Annotated in this window: 16 protein-coding genes; 10 read left to right on the top strand and 6 right to left on the bottom strand. The window is 33.2% G+C overall.

Annotated features, from left to right (window positions below; all coding sequences use genetic code 11):
- The 3 genes from ACWATA_RS25870 to ACWATA_RS25880 all read left to right on the top strand — a co-directional run bounded on the left by ACWATA_RS25870 (position 1) and on the right by ACWATA_RS25880 (position 2246).
- Complete coding sequence (locus tag ACWATA_RS25870; protein ID WP_473050281.1) at positions 1 to 1134, top strand: FtsK/SpoIIIE domain-containing protein; 1134 nt, start codon at positions 1 to 3, stop codon at positions 1132 to 1134.
- Positions 1131 to 1826 (top strand): hypothetical protein, encoded by a 696-nt coding sequence (locus ACWATA_RS25875; protein WP_473050282.1) that lies wholly within the window; start codon positions 1131 to 1133, stop codon positions 1824 to 1826. Before ACWATA_RS25870 ends, ACWATA_RS25875 begins: the two co-directional genes overlap by 4 nt.
- 324 nt (positions 1827 to 2150) lie before the next feature.
- Positions 2151 to 2246 carry a hypothetical protein gene (locus ACWATA_RS25880; protein WP_473050364.1) on the top strand — a complete coding sequence of 32 codons (96 nt, stop codon included), beginning with the start codon at positions 2151 to 2153 and terminating at the stop codon, positions 2244 to 2246.
- A gap of 360 nt (positions 2247 to 2606) precedes the next feature.
- Here ACWATA_RS25880 and ACWATA_RS25885 read toward each other — a convergent pair whose 3' ends face one another.
- A complete protein-coding gene (locus ACWATA_RS25885; protein ID WP_473050283.1) occupies positions 2607 to 2834 on the bottom strand; it encodes a helix-turn-helix transcriptional regulator in 228 nt (75 codons plus the stop codon).
- 417 nt (positions 2835 to 3251) lie between these two features.
- On the opposite strand from ACWATA_RS25885, the gene ACWATA_RS25890 reads away from it, so the two are divergent.
- Entirely contained in the window at positions 3252 to 4022 is a 771-nt protein-coding gene (locus ACWATA_RS25890) for a GIY-YIG nuclease family protein (protein ID WP_473050284.1), read from the top strand.
- A gap of 201 nt (positions 4023 to 4223) precedes the next feature.
- Here the strand turns inward: ACWATA_RS25890 and ACWATA_RS25895 are convergent, their stop codons facing one another.
- The 4 genes from ACWATA_RS25895 to ACWATA_RS25910 all read right to left on the bottom strand — a co-directional run bounded on the left by ACWATA_RS25895 (position 4224) and on the right by ACWATA_RS25910 (position 9115).
- The gene (locus tag ACWATA_RS25895; protein ID WP_473050285.1) at positions 4224 to 5723 is read right to left on the bottom strand and encodes a protein kinase domain-containing protein; all 1500 of its coding nucleotides are present in this window, start codon (positions 5721 to 5723) and stop codon (positions 4224 to 4226) included.
- A gap of 47 nt (positions 5724 to 5770) precedes the next feature.
- Positions 5771 to 6559, bottom strand: coding sequence for a ParB N-terminal domain-containing protein (locus ACWATA_RS25900; protein ID WP_473050286.1), 789 nt, complete (start codon positions 6557 to 6559; stop codon positions 5771 to 5773).
- Positions 6560 to 6667: 108 nt separating this feature from the next.
- Entirely contained in the window at positions 6668 to 7969 is a 1302-nt protein-coding gene (locus tag ACWATA_RS25905) for a replication protein (protein ID WP_473050287.1), read from the bottom strand.
- A 582-nt stretch (positions 7970 to 8551) separates the two neighbouring features.
- The gene (locus ACWATA_RS25910) at positions 8552 to 9115 is read right to left on the bottom strand and encodes a helix-turn-helix domain-containing protein (RefSeq protein ID WP_171779231.1); all 564 of its coding nucleotides are present in this window, start codon (positions 9113 to 9115) and stop codon (positions 8552 to 8554) included.
- A 507-nt stretch (positions 9116 to 9622) separates the two neighbouring features.
- On the opposite strand from ACWATA_RS25910, the gene ACWATA_RS25915 reads away from it, so the two are divergent.
- From ACWATA_RS25915 to ACWATA_RS25930, 4 genes are all read left to right on the top strand, one after another.
- Complete coding sequence (locus tag ACWATA_RS25915; RefSeq protein WP_251440863.1) at positions 9623 to 9880, top strand: hypothetical protein; 258 nt, start codon at positions 9623 to 9625, stop codon at positions 9878 to 9880.
- Between the two features lie 223 nt (positions 9881 to 10103).
- Positions 10104 to 10733, top strand: coding sequence for an HAD-IA family hydrolase (locus tag ACWATA_RS25920; RefSeq protein ID WP_473050288.1), 630 nt, complete (start codon positions 10104 to 10106; stop codon positions 10731 to 10733).
- Between the two features lie 85 nt (positions 10734 to 10818).
- Positions 10819 to 12123, top strand: a complete 1305-nt coding sequence (locus tag ACWATA_RS25925) for a sensor histidine kinase (protein ID WP_182031091.1) — start codon at positions 10819 to 10821, stop codon at positions 12121 to 12123.
- 21 nt (positions 12124 to 12144) lie between these two features.
- A complete protein-coding gene (locus tag ACWATA_RS25930) occupies positions 12145 to 12732 on the top strand; it encodes a response regulator transcription factor (protein WP_473050289.1) in 588 nt (195 codons plus the stop codon).
- A gap of 159 nt (positions 12733 to 12891) precedes the next feature.
- Here ACWATA_RS25930 and ACWATA_RS25935 read toward each other — a convergent pair whose 3' ends face one another.
- Positions 12892 to 13305, bottom strand: a complete 414-nt coding sequence (locus tag ACWATA_RS25935) for a helix-turn-helix domain-containing protein (RefSeq protein ID WP_098278855.1) — start codon at positions 13303 to 13305, stop codon at positions 12892 to 12894.
- A gap of 153 nt (positions 13306 to 13458) precedes the next feature.
- Between ACWATA_RS25935 and ACWATA_RS25940 the strand changes: the two genes are divergently transcribed.
- Both ACWATA_RS25940 and ACWATA_RS25945 read left to right on the top strand, forming a co-directional pair.
- Positions 13459 to 13674: a helix-turn-helix transcriptional regulator gene (locus ACWATA_RS25940; protein ID WP_171779227.1), complete on the top strand. Its 216-nt coding sequence runs from the start codon at positions 13459 to 13461 to the stop codon at positions 13672 to 13674.
- A gap of 31 nt (positions 13675 to 13705) precedes the next feature.
- The gene (locus tag ACWATA_RS25945; RefSeq protein WP_098980317.1) at positions 13706 to 13954 is read left to right on the top strand and encodes a hypothetical protein; all 249 of its coding nucleotides are present in this window, start codon (positions 13706 to 13708) and stop codon (positions 13952 to 13954) included.
- Positions 13955 to 13980 lie beyond the last annotated feature (26 nt).

The following is a 13980-nucleotide window of genomic DNA, read 5'->3' on the forward strand; positions in this document are numbered from 1 at the left end:
ATGTTTGAGAAGCTCAAATTACGTGGCCAATTAATTAAGGCGTTTCGTACGGCAGAGATTTATCGGGTGGTGAAACGTGGAGACCGTACTTCCTATCTGTTTCCAAAAATTCATCAAATCGATCATCATCACGCCTATACGCGGTACGCCTTTTCCTTACTGAATGGGATCGACCCTGAGCTTTTAACGAAAAAAAGGTGGGCATTACGGCAAGTATTAGGCAGCAATATCGAAATAAATGGCAGCTTAAAAAACTTTAGTATTACCGTTCATCACAAAAGCCTACCTAAGATGCTTAATTATAGTTATGAAGTCATTCATCCTCATATTGAGAAAATGGAGCTTCCAGTATGCATTGGTCAAGATATCTATGGAAACCCCGTTTCATGGGACTTTGCTGATTTAGAAACGTTACTAATTTCTGGCGAAATTGGAGCCGGAAAAAGCAGTCTCATGCGTGTGATCCTCACAACATGGGTGAAGTATACATTGCCCGATGATCTGCGATTAGTATTAGTCGATCTCAAGCGAGCAGATTTAGGTTTGTTTCATGGGATTGAACATGTGGATGCACTTTGTTTTGAGGCAAAGGATATGAGAAAACCTTTTGCTTTATTACGAGCTGAAATGTATCGACGAGGCGACTTATTGTTAGAGCATGGCGTAACACATATAAGCAAGCTACCTTTTAAGCTGCCTCGTATCGTTGTGGTGATTGACGAAATGTCCATCGTTAAGCGAGAAACCGATCTCGTAGAGATGATTCAACAGTTTGCTAGTCAGGGTCGTGCGTTAGGTGTTCATACGATTATTGCGATGCAGCGTCCCGATGCCGATTTGTTGAATTCAGCACTCAAAGCAAACTTACGGGTTCGGATTTCTGGAAGGCAGGCCGATGCGATAAATGCAAAAGTAGCTGGAGTCATCGGTGCCGAAGAAATTGATGCTGCAGCCAGAGGCCGCATGAAGATTAAAATTGATGAGGTGAAAGAGTTTCAAGCGTATTTTTTAGATGAAGGAGCTTGTAAGGAACTACTTTCACCTTATAAAACACTCGTAAAAGATCCTGAACCAGAACTTGAAGTGGTATCACAGTCTATTTTTGGTTTATTAGAGAAGGAGGAGCAGCGATGAGTTTCCGTTTATCTCAACGTGATAAAGACATCATAGCGTTTATTAATCAATTTAGAGCCGTGGATCGAGACTCATTAGTTGACCTCTTCTTTAAACAGCTGAAATTGCCCGTAAATGCGTGTAATAGTGTGATGGTACGTTTATATCGATTGGGGCTAATTGAACGTACACAGCAGTATTCTCCGACTGTCTACTTACCTGTGGATGCCAAGATCAAAAAGAACTCTCAAAAAATATTACATTTCCTTTCTATCTTGGATGTCTATAAACAAATGTGCACGTATAGCACCCCTAAACAGGTCATTGTGGAAGATAAGCCTACCGGACAAAAAGGAGGAATTGAACCGGATCTGTTTTGTATTTTTAAAGGATCTCCATTTTGGATTGAAATTCAACGAAATCAGTATTCGGAGCAGAAAATGCAAGCGAAGATCAATCTCTATGAGGAGTTTTTCTTTTCAGATGAATGGAAATCCTTGCACTGGCAACCAGAAGAACGGGCACCTATCTTCCCTTCTGTCATTTTGATTACACCTGTTCGTTATGCTGTTACTTCTGACCATATCCGCACTATACAGGTAGCAAGTATTCATGAGCTTATGGAGAAACATAAAAGTAATGGTAAACAACAAAGAGATGGAAGACCAAGAACATCAGCTTCTTCTGGTGGAATTAAAATTAACTTAACATAGGAGACTGAGAAAATATACTTTCTGATAAAAAAGACCCCACTAAAAACTTTTATTAACTAAAGATGTATATCATATAAGGCCTAGAAGACAGAAAAACCCCTGTTCAGGAGTTTTTTTGCTACATTTATTTAACCAAAGGATTGAAGCCTTTCGGCATCTTGATTAGTTTGCTTAAAGTCTCAACAATAATTCTTTCAGTTTCCTTTTTTCTACATTGACTCTTAATTAATTATACTTAAATGATAGCGTCCAATTAATTTCAATTAAGACAGTTGGAGGAATCATGAGTGCTAAAAAAAAGAAAATAAGTTTAATCAGGAATGGATAATTCTCATGAAAGAAGCACATCATCTAGGTCTTTCAATCGTAGAAGTAAAGGAGTTTATATACTCACAGCAAAAAGAGCCTGTTTCTAAATGATACAGGCTCTTTTTACTCCTGGTAATACTTATTATGGTGACAAAACTTGTATGGTGTATACATGAAAAAGTATGGAGAAAAAGGAATAATAGCTTGAAGATAGTTAATTGAGAATGAGGTTTCTTCTCTAAGATAATTACATGGGGATATTAACTTTAAACGTAAAAATTTATTAATATGGTCTTTCTAATAAGAGCTTTAGATTAGTTTAACTGAATTTTATTGAGTAGTTCTATTTTAAAAGAAAGCGAGATTATTCAAAATATCCTTATCTCGAACAGACTTCGGAATAGAATACCGAAACAAAATTTATATTTTATGTAAAATCCAACCCCATGCTATATATCATTTACATGGGGTCTAAAATTGAAAGAAATCATCAATATCTTTTGTTTTATCTACTTTTTGAACAGTAGCTATAATCTTTTTCATTACTCTAGGCGTTGGAATATAACCTTTGTTGTTACAAACTCGCCAAATAGTGTTTCGGGAAACACCACTTTGCTCAGAAAATTCACTTTGAGTAATTCCTTCTCGATCCAGCCAACGACCAAATTTACTACGATTGGGGTTACGCCACCAAAACACGTCTCTCACTCTCCTTTTTTATTAGCTTGTCCACTTTTCACCAAATTGAATCAAAAATGTTTGAAAAATTAGGAATAAGGCAGCATTTTTAGCATAGAATAAGAGAAATAGGATGTCTTTAAACATATTGTCGATATTTTTGGCATAATCATATAGCATGAATATAGGTAAGACCGCCTTATACACTATAAGTAATGGGCGGTCTTTGTTGTAAGTATTCATAGTTTTATATATTTTTTATTCAAAAAAGCATCATTATTTATAATAAAATTGAGCTAAGATCTTGCAATGGAAATTCAAATTTTTATATGAGGTTAACACCTACCAAAGAAATATCTAGAACTTTATAGTCTTCTAAGTTAATATATATTTGTAATAATTAACTAAAAAATGTTATTTTTAGGGGAGTTCAATTATATGTTAACGTCCAAGATTACTGGGAATATTGAAATACAAATCTCGGGGAACTTTACAAATAATTTAAATAAGGATCAATCAGCGCAAATTAAAACACTTTCATTTGATTTCTCACAAGATGAAAAGGTATATCCGTGGAGTAGGTCGGTTCATTTATCCCTCCCCGAACGGATTGGTTTATATTTCGTCAAAGATGATAAAGGCGAGGTTATTTATGTAGGGTTAGCCAACGGTCAAGAGGGTTTATACTCAAGGCATAGTACCCATGAAAAAAAGGATCTATTTGAACTATTTAACGCTAAAGAACTTGTAGTCTTTTTTTGTGACGATTTAGAAAAAGATGACCCCGGTAAAATTGCTGTTTTAGAAAGGTATTTTATATATACCCTGGAACCTGTATTAAATAATGACATCAAACGATCCAAGTCTACTAATAGTTTTGTGATAGAAATGATGGCTCAAAAGATTGAGGAAATGTTAAGTACAAGTAAACTTCCTCTTGAAATCAATACCAAAATTGTAGAACTCGAACAAAATTTAACAGAATTAAAGGAGGTAGAAACTCTCGCAAGAGAAAACTATAATAATATGTTGGAAAAGATTATTTCCCATCCTGTAAATCTTTCTGAAAAAGATAAACATATAAATCTGCTTAAAAAAGGTGAGGTTTTTAAGAAAGCTTATGAAAAGTCAATGGAAGATTTAGAGCAGTTTGCTACAAAAGCAAATATAATTGAGGTAAATATGGCTTTCATGGCGTGGAATAAATAATCTTATATTATAATCCTCTTCTTCTACTATTTGGAATTTAGTTGAAGAAGAGAGACAAAAATGACTATACTTCATTTCAAAGCTATAGCAAAATTTTTGTTTGAAAAATTTAAAATAACCCCAAGTAAATTCTTAAAGCTGGACTTACTCATACATAATGATCGGCCTTTGTTGTGTATAATCCTATTTCAATTTAACTTTTTACCATTCAAATTCAAACCCTTTAAGTATATGTTCTTTAAGCAGAGACTCTCTAAGTAAAGAGTAATCTATCTTGTGAGGTCTGTAACTCGCAAATTTAAGTTCCATTCTCTTTCTGGAGATCCTGGAGAAGTATCGATATTCAGGTTCTTTTAACTTCTCAGACTCTATCTTTAACTCATTTTCAAGTAAACGAGCAACATCTTTAATAAAAAATGAAAGTTGCTCATCATCTAAGTTTTCATATGCAAAATTAAACCAATCTGTAAAATCTAAATGAAGATTATTTATAATTTTATCTAAATCAAAACCTAGTGGGTCATTTGTAAAATCAATTGTTAATGCTTCTAATATGTCTTCTTCTTGTTCTTTAGATATTTCTCGATTAATGTTTAAGCTTTTATCCTCCCTTAGTATATCGTAATATACCTCAATTAATTCTAATATTAGAAGATCCTCGTTGAACTCCTTCATACTTTCAATATCCAGTATCTGTTGATGTTGAGCTGCTACTAAAAAGGTATGAAATGTATTTAAAGTCTGTTCTCCCTCTTCTTCGTCACGGAGTATATACTCCATAATTTTTTCTAAATTAAGATAAGGAGCTCTAGCTACATATTTAGCTAAATCTGCAATTCCATCAAGTGTTAAGCATTGATTAATTAATAGATATAAGATCTCATTAAGACTTTCTAAGGTTTTACTCACTAATGCAGGATGATAATTTCTTACGTCATCTTTCTCTGTCATTTCACCACGATTGTAATATTTAAATTCAAGAAATCCCAACTGTTTTTCCTCATGAAGTAGTTTTAAAGATGTTTCCAATAACAATAGTGATTCTCTTTGGTCAGAATATTCAGGATCTTTATCTCTTACTAGTAGACTAGTCCCGAAATCAAGAATTTTCACGCTATGTGGATACCTATGGTCAGTCTGTTCGTTTCCTATAACTAAAATATTTTTAGTGTGTAGATCACCATGGGTTATTCCTTGTGCATGACATTTTCTAATTGGTCGTATAATTTTTTGATACAGTTCATGCCTTGTATTAAACCATGTATTACGACTGTGAGTTAACCACTTTTGTAAAGTTGCCCCCTCAATCCACTCCATTATTGAATAACAATAACCCTCAACATTTCTTTCAGCGATATGGACTAATGCAATTGATGAATCATTTAAGTTTGCTAGTTTAGTTACTTCTTCTTTGTATTGGTTAAATAATACATTGTAAGATGTAGATCGTGGGTTAGGAAGCCAAAATTTTATGGCGCACATACGATTTAAGGAATCTTGTTGCCCTTTTAATACAACTCCATTTGCTCCGTCTCCGCAAAACTCTGAAAAAGTTACTCCGTCGATGTTTACATTATTCCATAAACTCTTATCGTCATATTCTTCAACCCATTCTTTTCTTCCTTTAGTTTCATGTACATCTAAAGGCATCACTTTTAATACATTCTCAGTAAAGTCATAATCAAGTGGATTTCTAGTCATAATGGGCAACCTCTACCTTCAGTAATTATTTTTTAAAAGACAATAAGCTATTTTTGATATTCATAGACAACAGGAACTTGATCCATTTTGACCGTTTTGGCCACAATATAACGACGATAGCCATCTTTTAAGACCTTTGAATCTTTTTCAATCGTTAATGGCTCATCTAAACGCCCCGTACGCTTCACAAAATCGATTACCTTTTGCGTTTTTTCAGGGTTTGGGCGTGTCTTTAAGAACTCTTCAGGAACGATAATATCATCAAAGTTCAATAGGTCCTGAGTTCCTTTGGGTTGGTTAGATAATGTTGTCTTTTTTTCCTCAGTCTTTTTCTCTTCCGTAGGAGCTTGTTGTACTTCTGACTGAATAGGCTTTACTTCTGCCTTCTCATCTTGTGCTACAGGTTGAGAAACAGGTGCTTGTTCTTCTCCCTGTTTACTAGACTCTGTGTTCTTTTGTTCTTGAGAAGGCGCAGAATCCTCTTTTTTAGGTTCTTTTTTCGCATCTGACTCATTCTTCTCTTTGTCATTTTTGTTCGGGAGAACCGTAATTTGAAAACAAATGACCCCTATTTCACCAGGGCATTCATCAATGGGAATGTCTAACGTTGGTTCCCCTTGAATTAAAATCTTTTCATGCATGATACTTTTCTTCGTGAGTCCGGTTTTATTAAAGGCTTTCTTCGCAACAAATACCGTATACGAAATAAAGGTACTCTTCTTTAATCCTTTAGGCGCAGATGGTGACCCTTTTTCACGCATATCAAAGGCAACATAGCGATCATATTCTCGTAAAGGTCCTGTGGCTGATCCGGTTAACGTAATTTTATGTGGCATAATAGTCTCCTCCTGCGTAGATTATTAGTTATTGTTTATTTAGAACACAGTTCTAAATAAACATATTCTATTAAAACATCAGCTTCTAAGAGATTTCTACTTTTTTGATTAGGAAGCTGTGTCTTTTAACTGGTTATGTTGACGCAAACATTCTTGTTCCTCTGACGTTAAGACTTGTCCCAAGTCCTGTTTTACCTGAGCTATTTCCAACAAGCTATACGTAGAGCTGTGCTCCTCCAGCAAGTTCTCTTCTTCTAGTGTTAGCTCTTGCCCTAAATCTTGCTTTAACTGGATTATTTCAAGTTGCTGATTCAAAGAAATCTCTGGTTCTTTTGTAGCTTTTTCTTGATGTTGTTCAGCTTTTAACCAATCAGGAACCATTTCTTTACGGACAATATGTTTTGGTGTAGCCAATCTTGTTTCTTTGCTTTCGTTATGTATAACTTCTTGTTGGTTTGCGTATACTGGTGAATAATCCTGCTCTTTAGGATTTACCAATTCATAGAATTGATTTTTCGCAATTTGATAGACTAATCGACACATATCCCGTAGGGATAAAGGATTTCCTTGTTGATTGGCTTCATGAACATATTTATCTAACCCCACAATGGATGTATACGCAATGTCATGTACTTGCTCTTTTTTAATCTCAATCTCTGTATCTCGTTTTACAGCTTTTGCAGCATTTTGAATACGAGCATAGAAGTCTTGTAGTTGATGCCCGTATTTACCTGCATAGACTTGATTGACTTTCTTAGGCACACCTTTGATATAGCTGAATGACTGTGAAACAGATATTAAATGATTATTTATATGATTTACAGGTAAATCAAGGTTAATAAAGGCATCAGATGATTTATCGGCCTCTAAGCTTGCTGTATCAACGTTTTCAACACTTTCTGGAGACGTCACAGGACGTGTCACAGGAGTGGTCATTTCTTCTTGTTGAATCGTTTGTATCCCTGTTGTATCATGGGCAAAAAAGATTTCGTCGCAAATGTAATGAAAGTTCTTATGACTTTTAAGGATAAATACATAACTGTCCGGATGAGTACCTGTTGTATCTTCTTTAATGTAACGAGCGACAATGATAAACGGTGTCGCTTTTAACGAGCGTACAAAACGAGAAACGGTACTTTTGGACACATTAAATTTCTTCATAAGCGTTTCAGAACGGATCGCTTGAATGCCCGTAGCCACTAGATTATAGATGACATGATCGAGCATTTCCATTCTCTTTTTAGGAAATTCTTTATGTATAGCAGATTGTTGTTGTTTAAAGTGGGTACGAAGAATGTCTAAAAACTCTTCTTTCTTTTTACGAAGCGTGGACTTGTTGGTCCATAACCATTTGAACCGTCCATTGAAGGTATCTACATCTTTTAAATAACAGGTTAATATTTTTGTCATTTGTTCATCTTCTCCTTTAAGGAACACAAAAAAGACACTGTTTCCCTGGAAAAAGGAAAACAATGCCTTGATTTTGATGAACTAAGCCCTTGAAATAGATGTCAATTTCGTATAAAATAAAAACATAAGTTTTATTTTATAGAAAAACTAACTCTATTAACAAGAGACTTCGACAAGTGTTTTCCCTACCGTAATTAGGGTGAACGGTTTAAGAGTGTTGCTGCACTACTTAAACAGTTGAAGTCTTTTTTCTATTCCGGACATTTTTGTTAGTTTAATTATAGCGTTAAGTAGTCTTATAATTCAATAAAAAATTAGTAAAATATATCAAAACAAGTATATTTAGCTACGCAGATGCCATATTAGTGTAGATATTGAGTTCATCATATATGAGATTTTTAGTTTTGGGGAGGGGAATTTTTTTTCCCCTCCCCAATTAGCTTAGAATATGTTAAAATTATTGTTTTTTTATGCCAGAAACATTTAGATTATGTAAATCTTCAAATGAGAATAACCTTTTTAGTAGATGGAGACTGATCATATAAATAAAAGAACCCTAACGATTAATTCGTTGGGGTTCTTTTATTTACCAAATAGTTTTGAGAAGAAGCCTTTCGGTTCCTGTTGTTTGTCAGCATGAAGCTGTCGCATAGTATCTATTAACATTTGATCACGTTCAAGTTGTCGTTTTTCACGTTCTGCTGCTTTTTCTTCATTAGTTGCCGCGGTTTGTCGCATTACTTCAGCCATTGCTTGCATAGCATTTGCCATTTTTTCATTTTGACGTGCTAAATCTTCATTTTGTGATTCCAGCGTTTCAACTTTCGTTAGGATAGTTTTATATGCTTCAGTTAATTGTGTCAAAACTGGAGCATTCTCATTTGTTTCCCCTTCAACAACAATATCATGACCTTCCGAAGCAAGCAAAGCACGAATATAATCATTAGGATGCCCTTCGGCTTTCAAGTCTTCTATAAGTGACAACACAGGAAAAATAGATTCTTTGTATTTCTTTGTCCGGCCTTTTCCGACAGTGTGCGGTTCTACAAATTCCTTATATGTATGGAGCCAATCATAGACACTAGACCTTGAACGCCCTAGTTTGTCTGCTATTGCCGTTAAAGAATACACTTTTTCGTAATCCATTGCGAAAAACCTCCTTTTAAAAATACATCATGACATAATGATAACATAATAGAAACATTTTATACCGTACAAAACAACATTTTGAACAAATAAAGACATTAAGAAAACAAATAGTTTCGTACAAAACGACATCTTGTACATCTTTCCGGCTAATCTTCGGACAAATGACATCTTTAGTTGAACTTGTTAGAGCTGTGGTTTAACTTGTCCGAGATGTAGTGTGTGTGTCCGGTTGGTTTAGTTCACCTTAAGTTGAACTAAAGATGGTTTTAAGTGAACTTGAGGTGAACTTGTTTAGGGGTAGGAAACGTATTTTTATTCTATAGCGATATTTATCTTTATTAAATGTGAAAGTGAGACATCTTTAAATACAAGCTTCGGATTAAAGACATGTTAGTTAATGTACAAAAGATAGGCAGGGCCTGTTGGAATATTGGATACTGTAAGTTAAAGTTAAGGTGTAATTAGTTATTTTTGTAAATAAGTATAATTATAGGAGGGAGTTACATGAAATTACTGAAAAATAGTATAACTAAAACCATTAAATTTTCTCTTATAATTAGTTTGATTCTTGTTTTTTTATTCACTATAAAAGGTTTGCTGTTACAATTCCTAGGAGCAGCACTGCTTATCGTTGTAGCAATTATTTGTATTCTTTTATTTTTTACTATCTTTGGCCCAATAATATTGGGGGTTCTTGCAATTGGAGGGGCAATCTTAGGTTTTTTCTTAATTATTGGAATAATAGGATGGTTTTTTATGTAAGAAATCAGACTATTGAACGTAATTTTTTGGTATAAAAAGTAAATTATTGAATAATATTCATTTTTGTGTTAATAAAAAACATTTATTTAGGTCAAATATAATCATCTAACACTATAGTAAATGTAAATAAAAGGATTTATGTTCTATTTGAAATCAAATGGTAGTTTGATACGATAAAGTAAAACTAATGTTCTATAAATTTAAAAAGTTCTAGGAGAATTATATGAAAAAAGTTATACTGTTTAACTTCAATGGCACTATTGTAAATACGAAGCTTTTAGCAATTGATATTTTTAATGAAATTGCTAAGAAGCAAGGTTATAAGGAAATTAGCGAAGAAGAGGTATTACATTTAAGTACATTATCAATACGTGATCGTTGTAAGACGCTCAATGTACCTATATATAAGATGCCTCTCGTTGGGATTGCAATAAAAAGAAGATATCAAACATACATTCCTAATTTAAAACCTGTACTTGGAATAAGTGAAGTTCTTAAAGAATTAAAAAAACAGGACTATAAATTAGGTTTTTTAACAAGTAATAATCAAAATAAAATTGATGAATTTTTGATGAATAATACAATCAACAGCTTTGACTATAATCACTATTCATTTAACCCTTTCTCTAAATCAAAAGATATTTCATCTTTTCTAAAAAATAATAGACTAAAAAAAGATGAGGTTATTTACGTAGGTGATGAATTAAGAGATATTAAAGCAGCTAAAAAAAATGGCATTTTTTGTATAGCAGCTTCTTGGGGATATGATTCAACAGAGCTTTTAAACACAGGTAATGCAGATTTTGTGGCAAAGCAACCAAAAGATATTTTAGACTTTTTGTCCGGCACTTAAAATGTTATTTATTTTTGTTTTTAATTTACTATTTGCCATTATCCTGTTTATTACCCAACCTAAAGAAAATGAAGCAAATCGATGGATGATTACTTTTGCAATGTCTGGGGGGATAGGTGCATTATCAGAGGCCTTATTAACTGACATTATACCTGGTGTACAAAGGTTTGACATCGAGAATGCCTCCCATATATTATTTTTAGCACACATATATTTGCAATTTTTAGGTGAAGTTATTTCTCCCTATGCTATTCTAATGTATTCAATTGTTTATTCACAAATAATTAAAGGTAAAAGAAAAAAAGCTTTAGCTTATGTGCTTTCTTTACCAATGGTTTTTATGATATTTTTCACTGACTTTCATCCAGATATAGATATTAACTTTCGCATCCTTTTGATTTGGTCTGCACCATACTTTTTGATTGCTAGTTTTATTATGTTCTGTACATGGCGTGATGAGATAAATGTTTATCAAAGAGAGCAAAAGTTTCGAGTCTTTATTGTGCTCGTTCCTGCATGGTTAGGTGTATTTATATTTAATTACGTTCTTAGGGCTATTGATTCACAGACAGAGTTGTTTCGAATTGTACCTATGTTTTTCTTCGGGGCTTATATATTCTTTATTGGATATATCTTTCTAAATGGTGCCTTTGGAATTAAGGTGAAAGTAGAACAACAGCAAATATTAGATAAGTCCATTCAAATAATGAATGGGGGAACAGCTGTATTAAATCACACTATTAAGAACGAAATAAGTAAAATAAAGTTTTTCTTTAATATTGCTCAAAATTCTATTGAAAAAAGAGATCTAGATGAGGCCGAGAAAGCAATTGATTCAGTTTTTTCTGCAATTGAAGGAATAGATAACATGGTGGATCGTATTAGAGCAAAGACAGAAGAAATTGTTCTGAAAGAAACAAATGTAGAAATGATAAACTTAATCACAGATTGTGTACGTGGAGTAGAGAAGATTTTTAATGCCAGAGGTATCAAAATAAAAACTGAATTCAAAGTTGATACAATATTATATGGCGATCCAATTCTTTTAAAAGAAGTAGTAAACAATATCTTAAACAATGCTATGGAAGCCATTGTTGTGACAGAAGGGTTAATCCATATTCAAATGTTCAAAATGAAAAATGGTGGAATTAGTATTGAAATTACTGACAATGGAGTTGGGATCTCAAAAGAAGAATTAAATCGTATTATGGAACCCTATTTTTCTACAAAGAAAAACATTAAAAATCATGGTTTAGGACTTAGCTTTTGTTATAAAACAGTTAGAGCGCATGATGGTGAACTTTCAGTACATAGCGAAGTAGGAAAAGGGACTTCAATGATTATTAAACTTCCTAAATCTAGGATAATCTCTACAAAAATTAGCTCATAACCAAATGGGAGGTAAATCTACATGAAAGATAAAAATATAAAAGTAATTCTAGTAGAAGATGATCCTTTTTGGCAAAAAAATATATCCATGTATATTGAAAAAGAAGCAGATGATATTGAGGTTATAAAGATTGTTGATTCTAAAGAGAAAGTTCTAGAAATTGTAGAAAATGAAAGTCAGATTGATATAGTTCTTATGGATATCAATCTAACGGCAGCTAATCTTGATGGAATTGAGATTATTGAAATATTGAGTAAGCAAAAGATCAAAGCAATCGCACTTACTTCAATTAATGAGCAAGATGTTATTGTTGAATCCTTTGAATCAGGAGCAGTTAATTATATAAATAAGAGTAGTATTTATGATATTATCTTGGCTATACGTGAAGCAGTTGAAGGTAGGAATCAAATACACTCAGATGCTGCTGGAGCTCTATTGGTGAAAATGAGAGAAGAAAAGAAATTGCGTAGTCTTACATCTTCTGAAAGGGAAGTATATAACCTTGAAAAGAAAGGTTATAAAAAAAGGGACATTGCTGAACATCTATATAAAACTATAGATACTATAAAAAAACACTCTTGGTCATGGAGACGGAAACTAAATGCTTAAAAGGGATCTTAGTATTGATACTAAGATCCCTTTTTTTGATGAAATTAAATTCGGAAAATAAACTAACTTTTAATTATAGCGCATTTTTTGATATTTGAGGAGGGGAAAAAAGTTTCCTCTCCTGCAAATGAATAAATTCTTATAACATATATTTAAGGGTTATTTATCTGATATTGAATGAATGAATTTTGTTAAGTATTCTTTCGCTTCAGGAGTTAGATTATTAAAGTCTTTCAAGAACGACATGTGATTAAGTAAAAGGTTCTCTGCTATTTCAATATCTTCTGGTGCCATAGTACTTAGTATGATATTAATTCTTTCATCATTACGATCAAGGACGTTTAAATCTAAATTCTTAGTAACTTCTGAAGGAAGCACATCGTATAAAGTAATTCCTAAAACCTCACAAATCTTTATCATTACTTCAAAAGAAGCAAATCTGTCTCCACGCTCAATCCCACTAATCGTGGTTTGAGATGTATTAGAGAGCTTTCCTAACTCGACAGAAGTTATTTTAAGTTCTTTTCGATAATCTTTTATTTTTGTACCTATATACTTCTTTAATTCATTCATATGATCTACTCTCTTTAAAGTTTTCTTTTAATTTTATCAAAGACTGAAAGTAATGTGAAATCAACAAATTAAACAAATCTAGAAAAAATATACGAATATGGTTAAAAAACTATTTACAAAATATCCTAAAATGAATATAATGTAATCAAGGAGGTGCTGGAAATAAAGACCATACGAGAAAAAAGGAAAGAGAGAAATTGGAGCCAAACCTATCTAGCTCAATTATCAGGAGTCCCGCAACCTACTATTTCTCAAATCGAAAATGGGACTCGTCAATATCCTACGTTTGAAAATATAAAGAAAATCGCAGAGGCATTGGATCTTAGATTAGAAGATATTTTCTTACCGCGTCACAAGGATATGAACTAAGTTTTAGAATACTTAACGAGGGGCGATGAACATGGAAGCAGAAAAGCGACTAGCATTCTATGATATATCAGATGCACGGGCGAAAAGTGCCAAAACCTTTGATGGAAAGTTGTATACGTTAAAAGGAGGGGTAGCTGTAGAAAAAGGAACGGGCGATGTCAAACGTGTAGCTGATATTTATTATGAAGTACGCTCAGTAATGGATCAGGCTCATACCATCGTCGCTAAGCGCAGAAAAAAAGATGAAGAATTGAAGGAAGTTTTACAAAAGACCTGCTAGTTCTTAGATGCAGCATACAAGCGATT

Source organism: Priestia sp. USM5 (genome assembly GCF_058323215.1).